Origin of the sequence: Acidovorax sp. SDU_ACID1 (assembly GCF_045291395.1) — a bacterium.
GTDB lineage: Bacteria > Pseudomonadota > Gammaproteobacteria > Burkholderiales > Burkholderiaceae_C > MR-S7.
The window spans coordinates 4,437,243-4,451,815 of record NZ_CP152342.1; the positions used below are offsets into that span (position 1 = coordinate 4,437,243).

The following is a 14,573-nucleotide window of genomic DNA, read 5'->3' on the forward strand; positions in this document are numbered from 1 at the left end:
ACCCTTGTTACACCCATTAAGATCGGGCGTCTTTCCGCCTGGAGTCCGTGTGTCCTCTTCGTCCGCCCCCCGCATCCAGAACCCCGCGCTGCGCCGCAAGATCATGAGCGCGGCCGAGGCCGCCGCGCTGATCCCGGCCGGCGCCACCGTCGGCATGAGCGGCTTCACCGGCGCGGGCTATCCCAAGCAGGTGCCGCAGGCACTGGCCGCGCGCATCCAGGCCGAGCACGCGGCGGGCCGTCCGTTCCAGATCGACCTGTGGACGGGCGCCTCCACCGCGCCGGAGCTCGACGGCGTGCTGGCCCAGGTGAACGGCCTGGGCCGGCGCCTGCCCTTCCAGTCCGACCCGCTGTGCCGCCAGCGCATCAACGCGGGTGAGATCGACTACGTGGACATCCACCTCTCGCACGTGGCGCAGCACGCGTGGTTCGGCTTCCTGGGCCGCATGCAGGTGGCGGTGGTGGAGGTGCTGGGCATCCTGCCCGACGGGCGGCTGATCCCCTCCACGGCCGTGGGCAACAACAAGACCTGGCTGGAGATCGCCGACCAGGTGATCCTGGAGGTGAATGCGCTGCCGCCCCTCGCGATGGAGGGCATGCACGACATCTACTACGGCACGGCCATCCCGCCGCGCCGCCAGCCCATCCACCTGACGCAGGCCACCGAGCGCATCGGAGAGCCCTACCTGCACGTCGATCCGGCCAAGGTGATCGCCGTGGTGGAGACCTGCCAGGGCGACCGCAACACGGCCTTCGCCCCGCCGGACGCGGTGTCCAACCAGATCGCGGCGCACATCATCGACTTCCTCGCGCACGAGGTGAAGATGGACCGCCTTCCGCAGAACATGCTGCCGCTGCAGTCGGGCGTGGGCAACGTGGCCAATGCCGTGCTGGCCGGGCTGCTGGACGGCCCCTTCGACCACCTGCTGGGCTTTACCGAGGTGCTGCAGGACGGCATGCTGGAGCTCATCAAGCGCGGCAAGATGACCGCCGCCTCGGCCACCGCCATTTCCTTGAGCGGCGAGGCGCAGAAGGAATTCAACGACCGCATCGATTTCTACCGCGACCGCATCGTGCTGCGACCGCAGGAGATCAGCAACCACCCCGAGCTGGTGCGCCGCCTGGGCGTGATCGCGATGAACGCGATGATCGAGGCCGACATCTACGGCAACATCAACTCCACCCACATCATGGGCACGGGGATGATGAACGGCATCGGCGGCTCGGGCGACTACGCGCGCAACGGCTACCTCTCGTTCTTCGTCACGCCCTCGGTGGCCAAGGGTGGCACGGTGAGCTGCATCGTGCCCATGGTCTCGCACGTGGACCACACCGAGCACGACACGCAGATCATCGTCACCGAGCAGGGCCTGGCCGACCTGCGCGGCCTCTCGCCGCGCCAGCGCGCGCAGGTCGTCATCGACCGCTGCGCCCACCCCGACTACCGCCCGCTGCTGCAGGACTACTTCGACCGCGCGCGGCGCCAGGGCGCGCAGCACACGCCGCACCTGCTGGGCGAGGCCCTGTCCTGGCACGATCGCTGCCTGCGCACCGGCAGCATGCGGCCCTGAGGGCCGCGCCGGCGGTCAGCCGATGAAGCGGCCCGTGCCGCCGAGCACGCCCAGGTCGATGTAGCGCGAGCCCACGTAGGGCATCTGGCCGCTGTAGTCCACCGTGAAGCCGCCCAGGTCCAGGTTGCGGATGGACGACAGCGCCGCGCGCAGCCGGGCCTGCGTGGGGTCCTTGCCCGCGCGCTCCAGGCCTTCGAGCAGCACGCGCGCGTTCACGTAGGCCTCCAGGCTGCCCTGGGAGAAATCGCCCTTGCCCTGCGCGCGCATGGCGGCCTGGTAGTCGCGCACCAGCTGCAGCTTGGCGCGGTGCGGGTCGGGCACGATCATGGTGAGCGCCAGGCCGCTGCCGTCCTCGCCCAGGCTGGACAGGCTGGCGCTGGGCAAGGTCACGCTCAAACCAGCCATGAGCACGCCGGGCGACTGCTTCCTGAGGCCGCGCACCAGCGCCACCGACACCGTGCCCGCCGTGGCCAGCAGCACGGCCGAGGGGCGCGCGGCCGCCACGGCCTGCAGCACCTGCGGCAGGTTCTTGCCGTCGGTGGCCACGGCGGCCTGCACGGCGGGCTTCATGTTCAGCGCGGCGAGCACTGCCGCCGCCACCTCCAGCAGTTCGCGGCCGTAGCCGTTGTCCTGGTGCACGATGCCGATGCCCTTGAGGCCCATGCCCGCCAGGCGCTGCACGAGGCGCTGCACCTCGTCGGTATAGCTCGCGCGCACGTGGAACACGTTGCGCGCGTTCTTGCGCAGCGATGCGGCGCCGGTGATCGGGGCGATGTGGGGCAGGCCCGCCTCCTCGATGAGCGGCAGGATGGCGGTGTTGTTGGGCGTGCCCACGCACGACAGCAGCGCGAACGCGCTGCCCTGCCCGATGATCTGCTGGACGTTGGCCAGCGTGCGCTCGGGCTCGTAGGCGTCGTCCACCATCTGCAGCTGCACGCTGCGCCCGTGCACGCCGCCGCGCGCGTTGGCGTGCGCGAAGGCCGCGCCGGCGCCCTGCTGGATGTCGCTGCCGAAGCCCGCCAGCGGGCCGCTCATGGCCGCGGAGCAGCCGATGGCGATGGCCTTGGCCGACAGGCCCGGCACGTCCTGCGCGTGCGCGGGGCGCACGAAGGCGGGCGCGGCCACGGTGGCGGCGGCACGGAGTACGAATTGACGGCGTTGCATGGTGTCTGGAATCACGGAAGGCCAACGATCTTCCCGGCCGCTCGCGGTGCCCGGCGCTGGGCGCCGGCGCTTCCGACGGGAAACGGATAAGCTCAAGCGAGCAAAACGCGCGATTCTGGGCGCGATCGGGGGCGCAGCAGGGTTGCATTTCGCGCCACGCACCTCCCCATTCGCGCCAGCGCCCTTCCTCCGTCCTCTACCGCCCTGCCATGTCCCTCTGGAAAAAGCCCATCACCCTGACCCAGGTCAACCAGAACGGCGCCCGCACCGCCGTGAGCCACCTGGGCATCGAGTTCACCGAAGTCGGCGACGATTTCCTGCGTGCCCGCGTGCCCGTGGACGAGCGCACGCGCCAGCCCTTCGGCCTGCTGCACGGCGGCGTGAGCGTGGTGCTGGCCGAGACGCTGGGCTCGGTGGGCGCCTACCACGCGTCGCCCGAAGGCTGGATGGCCGTGGGCCTGGACATCAATGCCAACCACCTGCGCGCGGTGAAAACCGGCTGGGTCACGGGCACGGCGCGGCCCGTGCACATCGGCAAGACCACGCAGGTGTGGCAGATCGACATGGTGAACGACGCGGGCGAGCCGACCTGCGTGTCGCGCATCACCATGGCGATGCTGGCGCCGAGGTAGGGAACATCCCCCTGAGCGGCTGCGCCGCTCCATGCAGCCGCCAGAGACGGCAGCCCTTCGGGCACGTCCAAGCCTGCGCAGGCAGGCTCGGAGCCGCGGCCCTCAGCCCCTTCTCTCGGTTTCGCCGGGAAGGGGACGACGCCAGCGCGGCGGGGCGGCGCGGCCGGCTCAGGCCCTTGCGCGGCGTCTGCTGGCATGGGTTGCGCCAGTTTCAAGCCAAAACGGGCTGCAGCGCTTATCCAGCAAGCGCGAGCAGCTACGCATTCAGGAGCATCGATTTCCTTCGATGACGGCGGCGCAGGCCGCCAGCGCGTCGATCTCGGGGCCCGCCATGCCCAGTTCAGCGGACAGGATCTGCCGCGTGTGCTCGCCCCGCATCGGCGGCGGCCGCCACGGGGCCTCGATGCCGCCGTAGCGCACCGGGTTGCGGATGCCCGGCACAGTGCCCAGCACCGCATGCTCCCACCGGCCCACCAGCGCGTTGGCGGCCACCTGCCCGTGCGCCAGCAGTGCCGCGTAGTCGTTGATGGGCGCGCACACCAGGTCGTACTGCCGCGACAGTTCCAGCACCTCGGCCTGGGTGCGCTGCGCGAAGAACGGGACGATGACGTCCTGCAATTGCGCACGGTGCGCGAGGCGCGCCGGCGCGGTGGCGAAGCGCGGGTCGTCGGCCAGCGCCTCCTGGCCGATCGCGGCGCAGAACTTGCGCCACAGCGGCTGGGTGGCCACGAGGGTGACGTAGCCATCCTTCACCTCGTAGGTGCCCGAGGGCACGATCATCGGGTGCTGGCGGCCGCTGCGCGGCGGGACGATGCCCGTGAGCGCGTATTCCGTGACCGGCGGCGCCTGGAAGGCCACCAGCGCATCGAGCAGGCTGACGTTCACGCGCTGCCCGCGCCCCGTGCCGGCCAGGGCCAGCAGCGCGGCCAGCACGCCCTGGCACAGGTAGCTGCCGGCCAGCATGTCCGAGACCATGTTGCCCATGCGCAGCGGCGGGCCGTCGCCATCGCCGTTGATGCTCATGAGGCCGCCGAAGGCCTGCATGGTCGAGTCGGTGGCGGGCGCGCCGGCCAGCGGGCCGTCTTCGCCGAAGCCGTGGATGCTGGCGTAGACGAGCCGCGGGTTGGCCGCGGCCAGCGCGTCGTAGCCCAGGCCGAACCTTTCCATCACGCCGGGGCGGAAGTTCTGCACCACGATGTCGCTGCGCGCCGCGAGCCGCGCGGCGACGGCGCGGCCCTCGGGGTGCTTCAGGTCCAGGCAGATGCTGCGCTTGTTGCGGTTGAGGCTCAGGTGCGCGCTGCTTTCGCCGGGCGCTACTTGGTGGCCCACGCCGCGCGCCCAGTCGCCCTCGGGCGGCTCGACCTTGATCACGTCCGCGCCCAGGTCGGCCAGCAGCATGGCGCACGACGGGCCGGCCACGCCCTGGCTGAAGTCGATCAGGCGGCGGCCCGCCAGCGGCCCCGGGCCGCACTCATTCGGGCTGGATACCTGCATCCTTGACCTTCGTTCCCCAGACGACGAGCTGCTGGTCCACGAACGCGCGCAGCTCGCCGGCCGTGCTGGTCTGCGCCTCGACGCCCGCCTGGCGCAGCCGCTCGCGGAAGTCGGGGTCGGTGGTGATGCGGGCCAGTTCGGCGCTCAGGCGCTCCACGATGGCCCGGGGCATGCCGGCCGGGCCGAAGACGGCGCCCCAGGCCGTGAGGTCGAAGCCCTGCAGGCCCGTCTCCTCGGTGATGGTGGGCAACTGGGGCAGCAAGGCGCTGCGCGCCGCGCTGGACACCGCCAGCGCCTTGAGCCGGCCGGCCTGCATGTGCGGCAGGGCGTTGGCGATGTCCACGAAGGCGAACTGCACCTGGTTGCCCAGCAAGTCCGTGACGACCTGGGGCACGCTCTTGTAGGGCACGGCGACGGAGTCCATGCGCATCAGCCGGGCGAAGGCCGCGCCCGCCACCTGCCCCGTGCTGTTGCCATAGCCGTAGCTGGTGTTGCCGGCCTTGCGCGCATAGGCGACCAGCTCCTGCACGCTGGCCACGGGCAGGCGCGATTCGACCACCAGCACGAAGGGAAAGGCGCAGACGCGCGCGACGGGCGTGAAGTCCTTCACCGGGTCGTAGCCGAGCTTCTTGAACAGGAAGGGGTTGGCCGAGTGCGTGGTGTTGGAGGTGAGGAACAGGGTGTAGCCGTCCGGCGGCGCCTTGGCCACCAGGTCGGCCGCGATCTGGCCCGATGCGCCGGCCTTGTTCTCGACCACCACGGGCTGGCCCAGCGCGGCCTGCAGGCGCTCGCCCAGGCGGCGCGCCACCATGTCGCTCGCGGCGCCGGCGCCGAAGGGGATGACGAGGCGGATCGGCCGCTCGGGCCAGTTCTGCGCCAGGGCCTGGGGCACGGCCGCGCAGGCGGCGGTGGCGGCCGCGGCGGTCAAAAGGGTGCGTCGCTGCATCATGGTTTCCTTTCGAAAAGCCGCTGCATGGCGGCGTCGTGCTCGGGCGTGTGGTGGGCGATGGCCTGGTAGGCCGCCGTCATCTCCAGCAGGGTTTCCAGGCCCGTGCGCTGGCCCTCGCGCAGCAGCCGCTTGGCCATGCGCAGGGCGGTGCCGGGGTGCGCGGCGATGCGGCGGGCCAGGGCGCGGCTCTCGTCCATCAACCGTTCAGGATCGACCACGCGCGAGACCAGGCCCCACTCGCACGCGGTGGCCGCGTCGATGGGCTCGGCGGTGAAGGTCATCTCCGCCGCGCGGGACATGCCGACGGCGCGCGGCAGCAGCCAGGAGCCGCCGTCGCCCGCCACCAGCCCCAGCTTCACGAAGCTCTCGGCGAAGGTCGCCCGGGTGGAGGCGATGCGGATGTCGCACAGGGTGGCGATATCGCAGCCCGCGCCGTAGGCCGGGCCGTTGACGGCCGCGATGACGGGCACCTGCAGGCGGTACAGCGCCAGCGCCATGCGCTGCACGCTCTCGCGGTAGCGGTTCTGGATGGCGTGGGCGCTGCCTTCGCCCAGGCCCTGTTTGGCACTCAGATCCTTGACGTCGCCGCCGGCGCAGAAGGCATTGCCCGCGCCGGTCAGGATGGCGCAGCGCACGCTGTCGTCGGCGTTGATGCGCTCGCACGCCTCCACGATGCCCTGCGTCTCGGCCGCGCCCGTGAGCGCGTTGAGCGCAGCGGGGCGGTTCATCGTCAGCGTGACGACGCCCCCGTCCTGCTCGTAAAGAATGAAGGTATCGGTCATGCGGCGCCCTCCCCGGCGTCGTCGGTGCGCATCAGGAGCCGGTAGGAGCCTTCCATGACGGTTTCCTGGCGCTGGTTGGCCACGCGAATGGCGATGTCGATCACGCCGCGCCCCGGCTTGGAGGTCAGCCGCTTGGAGGCCACGCGGGAATGGGTGCGCAGGGTGTCGCCGATGAGCGCGGGCCGCAGGAAGCGCGACTCGCCGAAGCCCAGCGCGGCGATGGTGCAGGGCCCGATCAGCTCTTCCATCATCCCGGCCGCGAACGCCTGGATCAGCAGGCCGGGCACGATGCGCTGCCCGAACGGGCTGTGCTCGCGGCAGTACGCCGCGTCGATGAAGATGGGCAGCTTCAGGCCCGCGAGACAGGTGAACTGCACGATGTCCGTCTCCGTCACCGTGCGGCCGTAGCTGACGAAGGTTTCATGCAGGCGGATCTGCGCGAATGTCTGGTGCTTCATGGCTGCGCTCACTCGATCTGGATGCGCGCGGCCTGGATGACCCGCTTCCACTTCGCGTAGTCGCCCTCGATCTTGCGGCGCAGCGCCTGCGGATCACCGTCGCCGGGCACGAAGCCCAGCCCATCGAAGCGCGCGCGCACCTCGGGCACCTGCAGCGCCTGGGCCACGGCGGCGGCGATGGCGCCGCGCGCGGCCTGCGGCGTGCCGGCCGGCACGGCGATGCCGGTCCACACGCTGAAGTCGAAGCCAGGCACGCCCGATTCGGCGATGGTCGGCACCTCCGGCAGGCTGGCGTAGCGCTTGGGCACCGAGATGCCCAGCGCCTTGAGCCGGCCGCTGCGGATGTGCTGCACCACCGGCCCGAAGGAGCTGAAGATCATGTCCACCTGCCCGCCCAGCACGTCCGTCACGCCCTGGGCCTGGCCCTTGTAGGGCACGTGCAGGAGGTCGGTGCGGGTCTCGTACTTGAACAGCTCGGCCGCCAGGTGCGACGTGGCGCCCGTGCCCGACGAGGCGATGGTCAACTGCCCCGGGCGCGCGCGGGCCGCGTCGATCAGCTCCTGGATGCTGTTCACGGGCAGGCCCGGCCGCACCACCAGCACCATGGGGATGGTGGCGATCAGCGCCACGGGCTCGAAGTCCTTGAGGGGGTCGTAGGCGAGCCTGCGCACGTGCGGCAGGATGGTGAACGGCGGGTCGTGCGCCAGCACCCACGTATAGCCGTCGGGCGCGGCGCGCGCGGCCGCCGCCGTGCCCACCGTGCCGCTGGCCGCGCCCTGGTTGTCGATGACCACGGGCTGGCCCAGCGTGGCCGCGAGGTGGTCGGAGATGGTGCGCGCGCTGATGTCGGTGGCCGCGCCCGGCGCGAACGGCACGATGAGCCGGATGGGGTGCTCGGGCTTCCAGCCGGCCTGCGCCTGCGCGGCCTGCCAGGGCTGCAGGGCGCACAGCACCGCCGCCAGCGCGGTGCGTCTCTTGAGGTGTTTCACGGCATGTCTCCTGGGGTCTTTGCGTCCAGTATTGGCCGTGGCACTCATTAGTACAATGGTTTTTCCTTTATCAATTGTTCGGTTCATCTAATCAATGAAAGTCACGTTGCGGCAGATCGAGGGCTTTCTGGCGGTGGCCGACACCCTGTCGTTCTCGCGCGGGGCGCAGAAGCTCCACGTCACGCAGTCGGCGTTCTCGCAGTTGATCCGCGAGATGGAGGCGGCGCTGGACGTGCGGCTGTTCGACCGCACCACGCGCAAGGTGGTGCTGACCGAGGCCGGCCATTCGCTGCTGCTCAAGATGCGCAGCGGGCTCATGGCCATCGAGGAGGCGTGCCTGGACGCGCAGGCGATCAGCCGGCTGGAGAAGGGGCACGCGTCGGTGGGCGCGCTGCCGTCGCTCGCCAGCGGCTACGTGGCGCAGGCGCTGGGCGACCTGCGGCGGCTGCACCCCGGCGTGAGCGTGAGCCTGCACGAGGCGCAGAACCCCGACCTGCTGGAGATGGTGCTGCAAGGCCAGGTGGAACTGGCGGTCTGCGCCCAGGTGCCTGCGTCGCGGGAGCTGGTGTTCGAGGGGCTGTTCACCGAGGAGCTGGTGGCGCTGGTGCCCGCCGGCCACCCGCTGGCGGGCAAGGCGCGGCAGACCTGGAAGAAGCTGGCGCGTGTGCCGCTCATCCTCATGTCGCACCACTCCAGCACCCGCCGCACGATCGCCGAGGCGCTGCTCGAAAGCGGCCTGCCCGACAAGCCCGCCCACGAGGTGGCCAGCCTGCACACGGCCGTGGGCATGGTCCGCGCCGGCATGGGCGCGGCCATCATGCCGCTCACGGCGCTGATGGAGGTGAACCTGGACGGGCTGGCCACATGCCGGCTGAGCAGCCCGGTGCCGCTGCGCCGTATCGCCATCTGCCGCCGCCGCGACCGCGTGGCGTCCGCCGCGGCGCTGGAGGTGTCGCACCTGGTGCGAGTGCGGGTGCAGCAGTCCCTGCGGCAGGGCATCCTGCCATCTCCTGTGGAGAAATGAGCCTCCAGCGCTTACTCAGAAAGCGCCAGCAGCTATCTATTCAGTAGCATCCTGCCGTGCCAGGCGCTCGCTCTTCCAGTACACGTCGTCGCCGCCGTCCATGCGGTTGAGTACGCGCGCGAGCACGAACAGCAGGTCCGACAGGCGGTTGAGGTATTGGCGCGGCGCGGGCCGCATGCTTTCCTGCTGCTGCAGCGCCACCACGGCGCGCTCCGCGCGGCGCGCGACCGTGCGGCACACGTGGGCCTGCGCCGCGGCGCGCGTGCCGGCGGGCAGGATGAATTCCTGCAGGCGCGGCAGCTGCGCGTTGTAGCGCGCCAGGGCCTGGTCGAGCTGCACCAGCGCGTCGTCCTTGAGCAGTTCGAAACCGGGGATGGACAGCTCGCCGCCCAGGTTGAAGAGCTGGTGCTGCACGTCGACGAGCAGCTCGCGCACGTCCTGCGGCAGCGGCTCGCACAGCAGCAAGCCGATGTGGGAGTTGAGCTCGTCCACGTCGCCCATGGCATGGGGCCGGCCGCTGGCCTTGGACACGCGCGTGTTGTCGCCCAGGCCGGTGGTGCCGTCGTCGCCGGTGCGGGTGGCGATTTGTGTCAGTCGGTTGCCCATGGGGTGTTTTCTCCTCAATGGCTCCTCATTCGGGAGCCGCGCGGGGATTGTGCGTTACATCCGCCGGGCAATTGTGGAGAGGGGCAACAGCGGGCAAAAGTGCTGGCCCGGGGCCGCTTGCTGCGGTGCAATGAAGTCCTGTTCCACTCTCGACGGAGACCTGATCGATGCCTCAAGCCAAACAGCGCCCTCTCTCTTCCTTCGATGCCCGCAGCGTGATGCTGTTCGCCGCGATCACCGTAGGGGGCGGGCTCGCCCAGGCACAGACCGCTCCCACGACCACGCGGCCGAATGCACCGGTGAAGGCGGCCAGTCCGGCAGCGGCCAAGACCAGCAGCACTTCGACCAAAAAGCACCCGGCCTTCGAAACCGCTGACAAGGACAAGGATGGCAAACTGACGCGCGACGAGACCCAATGGCTGTCTTCGCTCAGGGAAGGCTTCGACCAATACGACACGGACAAAGATGGCACGATTTCGTACGCTGAGTTCGTGAACAGCAAGCTCTACCAAAAGAAGTAAGCCCCCGTTTTCCCACCCAGCCCGCCCTACCGGTCCCCAGTGGATCGCGGGCGGGCCTTTTTTTGCCCCGGCTTCTCTAGAATGCCCATCCCGCCCTGGAGAGTCTCATGAACGCCCCGCCCCACACCGTCCACCTGCAGCCACGCCCCGTGCCACAAGCCCTGCTGGATGCGCTGGCCGCCCGCTTCGGCGCGCAATATTCCACCACCCAGGCGGTGCGCGAGCAGCACGGCCGCGACGAGGGCTCCCTGCAGGCGCCGCCGCCTTCCGCCGTGGTCTTCGCCGAGAGCACGCAGGATGTGCAGGACGCCGTGCGCCTGGCCGCGCAACATGCGGTGCCGGTGATCCCCTACGGCGCGGGCTCGTCGCTGGAGGGGCATCTGCTCGCCGTGCAGGGCGGCATCAGCATCGATGTGGGCCGCATGAACCGCGTGCTCGCCATCGACGCCGACGACCTCACCGTCACCGTGCAGCCCGGCATCACGCGCAAGCAGCTCAACGAGGCGGTGAAGCACACGGGCCTGTTCTTCCCCATCGACCCCGGCGCGGACGCCAGCATCGGCGGCATGGCCGCGACGCGCGCCAGCGGCACCAATGCCGTGCGCTACGGCACCATGCGCGAGAACGTGCTGGCACTGGAGGTGGTCACAGCCAGCGGCGAGGTGATCCGCACCGGCACGCGCGCCAAGAAGAGCAGCGCGGGCTACGACCTCACGCGCCTGATGGTGGGCAGCGAGGGCACGCTGGGCCTGTTCACCGAAGTCACCGTGCGCCTGTACCCGCTGCCCGAGGCGGTGAGCGCGGCGATCTGCTCGTTCCCGAGCATCGAGGCCGCCGTGCGCACCGTGATCCAGACCATCCAGCTGGGCGTGCCGATCGCGCGCGTGGAGCTGATCGACGTGAACTCGGTGCGCGTGGTCAACGCCCACAGCAAGCTCGCCCTGCGCGAGGAGCCCCTGCTGCTCATGGAATTCCACGGCTCGCCCGCCGGCGTGCAGGAGCAGGCCGAAACGGTGCAGGCCATCGCGCAGGAATTCGGCGGCAACGCCTTCGAATGGGCCACCACACCCGAGGAGCGCACCCGCCTGTGGACGGCGCGGCACAACGCCTACTTCGCCGCCGTGCAGAGCCGCCCCGGCTGCAAGGCCATCAGCACCGACACCTGCGTGCCCATCAGCCGCCTGGCCGACTGCCTGCTGGACTCGGTGGCCGAGGCCGACGCCAGCGGCATCCCCTATTTCCTCGTCGGCCACGTGGGCGACGGCAACTTCCACTTCGGCTACCTGCTGGACCCGGCGGTTCCCGAGGAGCGCGAAACGGCCGAGCGGCTCAACCACCAACTGGTGGCGCGCGCGCTGCGCCTGGGCGGCACCTGCACGGGCGAACACGGCGTTGGCGTGCACAAGATGGGCTTCCTCGTGGACGAGGCGGGCGAAGGCGCCGTGGAGATGATGCGTGCCATCAAGCGCGCGCTGGACCCGCAGAACATCCTGAACCCGGGTAAGATCTTCGCGCTCTGATCGCGCTATGCATTTCATAGCTGCCTGCGCTTGATGCAGGCGCGCTACGGCCCGATTCGCCTCAATTACCGGGCTGCGCCAGCGGGTAACTCACCGGCGCCGCCGCATCGCCCGGCACGTGCAGCAGGTTGACCACGCCCATCACGTCGTCCACCAGCCCCACCGCCTGCTCCAGCGCGCGGCCCTGCTCCACGGAGCGCACGCAGCCCATCAGCGTGACGATGCGCCGCTGTCCCAGCACCCACACGCTGGTCTCGCCGAAGCGCCCGTCCTCGCGGATGAACTGGCGCACGCGCGGAACGATCTCGGCGTCGTACTGGTACGAGTTGGGCAGCCGGCAGCGGCCGGAGCGGTAGCAGCTGCCGCCGTGCTGCGCGCGGATGTGCGCCAGCGCGCGCACCTCCTCGGCGGTGTAGAGCGGTCCCTCGGGCACGGGGCAGCCCGCCATGGCGGACGTGGCCTGAACGAACGGGTCATCGAAGGCGTTGGTGCGCGGCTGTGCCTGCGCCGCTGCGCAGGCCAGCAGCAGCGCGATAGAGCATGAGAATCGCTTTGTACGCCCGCCCATCAAGCGCCTCCAGCGATCCTTTCAGAAGCGCGTGGCTTCACGCCGCCACGGCCGCCGGGCGCGAACGCGCCGCCACGCCCGCACCCACGAAGCCGGCCGACACCACGCCCAGCACCAGCGCCATCGCCGATCCATAGAAGATGCCGCTGACCATGCCCCGGTCCAGCATGGCGCCGAACACCGGCGCGGCCAGGCTGAAGCCCAGGTCCAGCCCCGAATACACCGTGCCGTACACCCGACCCGTGGCGCCCGGCGGCGCGGCGCGCTTGATGAGCATGTCGCGCGACGGGCCGGCGATGCCGATGCCCATGCCCGCCAGCGCCGCCACCACCAGCGCCGCCGGGCCCGGCAGCACGCCAAGGCCCACCAGCGCCAGCAGCGCGGCCGATGCCAGCAGGCAGGCGCTGATGGTCTTCTCCAGCCGCGCCACGCGCGCCACCAGGAAGCCACCGATCACCATGCCCACGGCGCCGCACAGCATGTAGCCCGTGACCACCATGGCCGTGACGGACAGCGGCATGCCGTAGAGCCGCTGCAGCGCCGGGCTGGCGAAGCTCTGGATGGCGCTGAGCGAGCTGGTGCTCCAGAAGAAGAACGAGAAACACAGCCACACGGCCGGCAGCTTGAGGAAGGCGAGCGGATGCTCCTGCGGCACGGCCGCCGCCGCGCCCTTGGCGGACTGCCCGCCCCACGAGCCCTGCCGGTCGTCCAGCGCATCGCGGTTCCAGACCATGACGGCCAGCACCACCAGCGCCAGCGCGCCGCCGCACAGGCAGGCCATGCGCCACGATCCCGTGGCCGTGGCGATGCCGGCCATGAACACCGGCGCCGTGGCCCAGCCCAGGTTGCCCGAGATGCCGTGCACCGAGAAGCCGTGGCCCAGGCGCTGGGGCGACACGCGCTTGTTGAGGATGGTGAAGTCCACCGGGTGGAACGGCGCATTGCCCAGCCCCGCCAGCACCGAGGCCACGAGCAGCCCCGCGTAGCCGCTCGACGAGCCCGCCGTCAGCCCCGCCAGCGCGAAGCACGACAGCGCGCAGAACAGCACCGGCCGCGCGCCCACGCGGTCCACCAGGAAGCCCGCCAACGCCTGCCCCACGCCCGAAACCACGAAGAACACCGACACCAGCAGCCCCAGTTCCGAATAGCTGAAGCCGAACTCCGCGATCAGGAATGGGAACAGCGGCGGCAGCAGCATGTGGAAGAAGTGCGACGAGCCGTGGGCCAGCCCGATCAGGCCGATGGTGCGCGCGTCCTGGCGCAGCGATGGGGAGGTGTGGTCCATGGGGCGTGATCTTAGGCAAGGCGCGCGCGGCCGATATACGATAGGCAGCCAATTACTGTCGCAACCATGCCAAGCACGCCCGCCGCCGCCCCTGCCGCCCCCGTGCGCCTTGCGCGCACGCTCTCCTACGTGGAGTCGCTCACGCCCCACCTGTTCGTGCCCAGCCGCGAGCGTCCGGTGCGCGCCAAGCACCGTGAGCTGACCGCCGACACGCAGGTGCGCCCGCACAGCCACCCCTGGGCGCAAGTGGCCATCTCCACCACCGGCGTGCTGCGCCTGACGGTGCCGCACGGCGCCTACATCGTGCCACCCTCGCGCGCGCTGTGGATCCCGCCCGGCGTGGAGCATGCCGTGACCATGGTGGAAGACGCCGACCTGCGCACCCTCTACTTCCACCAGCCGCCCGGCAGCGCCGGCCCCGGCGTGCCGCGCGCGCAGCAGGACCCGTGGCGCCAGTGCCGCGTGCTCGAAGTCTCCGACCTGCTGCGCGCCCTGGTGCGCGAGATGCCCGCCACGCCCGACGACGCCCCGCCCCTGCCCCCCGAGGCATTGCGCCGCGAGCGCCACCTGAGCGCGCTGATCCGGGGCGAGCTGCGCCGCGCCAGCAGCGTGAGCCTGGGCGTCCAACTCCCGCGCGACAAGCGCCTGCGCCACCTGTGCGAGGCCGTGCTGGCCGATCCCACGCGCCACGAGACGCTGGCCGACTGGGCGCACGACACCGGCGCCAGCCCGCGCACCGTGGCGCGCCTGTTCCGCCAGGAGCTGTCCAGCACCTTCACGCAGTGGCGCCAGCAGGTCATCCTGGCCAAGGCCGTGGCCCTGGCCGCGGGCCGCCGGCCCATCAACCAGATCGCGGCCGAGCTGGGCTACAACAGCCCCAGTGCCTTCAGCGCCATGGTGCGCCGCGCGGTGGGAATGGCGCCGGGACGGTTCCTGGGATTACCCTGAAACTACCGATTTGATAGCTGCTCGCGCTTGCTGGATAAGCGCGAAAGCCCGATTTGGCCATGA

General features: G+C 70.7%; 15 protein-coding genes. 6 read left to right on the top strand and 9 right to left on the bottom strand.

The features are described 5' to 3' along the window. The first annotated feature begins 49 nt into the window (after positions 1-49). Positions 50-1,570 carry an acetyl-CoA hydrolase/transferase family protein gene (locus AAG689_RS21775; RefSeq protein ID WP_406623737.1) on the top strand — a complete coding sequence of 507 codons (1,521 nt, stop codon included), beginning with the start codon at positions 50-52 and terminating at the stop codon, positions 1,568-1,570. 15 nt (positions 1,571-1,585) lie between these two features. On the opposite strand, the gene AAG689_RS21780 is transcribed toward AAG689_RS21775, so the two are convergent. Beyond that, entirely contained in the window at positions 1,586-2,734 is a 1,149-nt protein-coding gene (locus AAG689_RS21780) for an ABC transporter substrate-binding protein (protein WP_406623738.1), read from the bottom strand. Between the two features lie 209 nt (positions 2,735-2,943). On the opposite strand from AAG689_RS21780, the gene AAG689_RS21785 reads away from it, so the two are divergent. Beyond that, positions 2,944-3,366, top strand: a complete 423-nt coding sequence (locus AAG689_RS21785; protein WP_020228618.1) for a hotdog fold thioesterase — start codon at positions 2,944-2,946, stop codon at positions 3,364-3,366. Between the two features lie 264 nt (positions 3,367-3,630). Here the strand turns inward: AAG689_RS21785 and AAG689_RS21790 are convergent, their stop codons facing one another. From AAG689_RS21790 to AAG689_RS21810, 5 genes are read right to left on the bottom strand one after another with little or no spacing between them, the layout of a single operon-like run. Then, a complete protein-coding gene (locus AAG689_RS21790) occupies positions 3,631-4,860 on the bottom strand; it encodes a CaiB/BaiF CoA transferase family protein (protein ID WP_406623739.1) in 1,230 nt (409 codons plus the stop codon). After that, positions 4,838-5,806: a Bug family tripartite tricarboxylate transporter substrate binding protein gene (locus tag AAG689_RS21795; protein ID WP_406623740.1), complete on the bottom strand. Its 969-nt coding sequence runs from the start codon at positions 5,804-5,806 to the stop codon at positions 4,838-4,840. The genes AAG689_RS21790 and AAG689_RS21795 overlap by 23 nt, the downstream gene beginning before the upstream one ends. Next, positions 5,806-6,591 (bottom strand): crotonase/enoyl-CoA hydratase family protein, encoded by a 786-nt coding sequence (locus AAG689_RS21800; RefSeq protein WP_406623741.1) that lies wholly within the window; start codon positions 6,589-6,591, stop codon positions 5,806-5,808. The genes AAG689_RS21795 and AAG689_RS21800 overlap by 1 nt, the downstream gene beginning before the upstream one ends. Continuing rightward, the gene (locus tag AAG689_RS21805; RefSeq protein WP_406623742.1) at positions 6,588-7,049 is read right to left on the bottom strand and encodes a MaoC family dehydratase; all 462 of its coding nucleotides are present in this window, start codon (positions 7,047-7,049) and stop codon (positions 6,588-6,590) included. Before AAG689_RS21805 ends, AAG689_RS21800 begins: the two co-directional genes overlap by 4 nt. Before the next feature lie 8 nt (positions 7,050-7,057). Beyond that, positions 7,058-8,038, bottom strand: coding sequence for a Bug family tripartite tricarboxylate transporter substrate binding protein (locus tag AAG689_RS21810; RefSeq protein ID WP_406623743.1), 981 nt, complete (start codon positions 8,036-8,038; stop codon positions 7,058-7,060). Between the two features lie 94 nt (positions 8,039-8,132). Between AAG689_RS21810 and AAG689_RS21815 the strand changes: the two genes are divergently transcribed. Then, positions 8,133-9,062, top strand: a complete 930-nt coding sequence (locus AAG689_RS21815; protein ID WP_406623744.1) for a LysR family transcriptional regulator — start codon at positions 8,133-8,135, stop codon at positions 9,060-9,062. Between the two features lie 36 nt (positions 9,063-9,098). On the opposite strand, the gene AAG689_RS21820 is transcribed toward AAG689_RS21815, so the two are convergent. Then, entirely contained in the window at positions 9,099-9,668 is a 570-nt protein-coding gene (locus tag AAG689_RS21820) for a cob(I)yrinic acid a,c-diamide adenosyltransferase (protein ID WP_020228625.1), read from the bottom strand. Positions 9,669-9,835: 167 nt separating this feature from the next. Here AAG689_RS21820 and AAG689_RS21825 point away from each other — a divergent pair, with 167 nt between their 5' ends. Next, entirely contained in the window at positions 9,836-10,189 is a 354-nt protein-coding gene (locus AAG689_RS21825; RefSeq protein WP_024001454.1) for an EF-hand domain-containing protein, read from the top strand. 107 nt (positions 10,190-10,296) lie between these two features. Further along, a complete protein-coding gene (locus tag AAG689_RS21830; RefSeq protein WP_406623745.1) occupies positions 10,297-11,709 on the top strand; it encodes an FAD-binding oxidoreductase in 1,413 nt (470 codons plus the stop codon). 61 nt (positions 11,710-11,770) lie between these two features. On the opposite strand, the gene AAG689_RS21835 is transcribed toward AAG689_RS21830, so the two are convergent. Further along, positions 11,771-12,277: a BON domain-containing protein gene (locus AAG689_RS21835; RefSeq protein ID WP_406623746.1), complete on the bottom strand. Its 507-nt coding sequence runs from the start codon at positions 12,275-12,277 to the stop codon at positions 11,771-11,773. A 37-nt stretch (positions 12,278-12,314) separates the two neighbouring features. Next, positions 12,315-13,562 carry an MFS transporter gene (locus tag AAG689_RS21840; RefSeq protein ID WP_406623747.1) on the bottom strand — a complete coding sequence of 416 codons (1,248 nt, stop codon included), beginning with the start codon at positions 13,560-13,562 and terminating at the stop codon, positions 12,315-12,317. A gap of 66 nt (positions 13,563-13,628) precedes the next feature. On the opposite strand from AAG689_RS21840, the gene AAG689_RS21845 reads away from it, so the two are divergent. Beyond that, positions 13,629-14,510 (top strand): AraC family transcriptional regulator, encoded by an 882-nt coding sequence (locus tag AAG689_RS21845; protein ID WP_406623748.1) that lies wholly within the window; start codon positions 13,629-13,631, stop codon positions 14,508-14,510. Positions 14,511-14,573 lie beyond the last annotated feature (63 nt).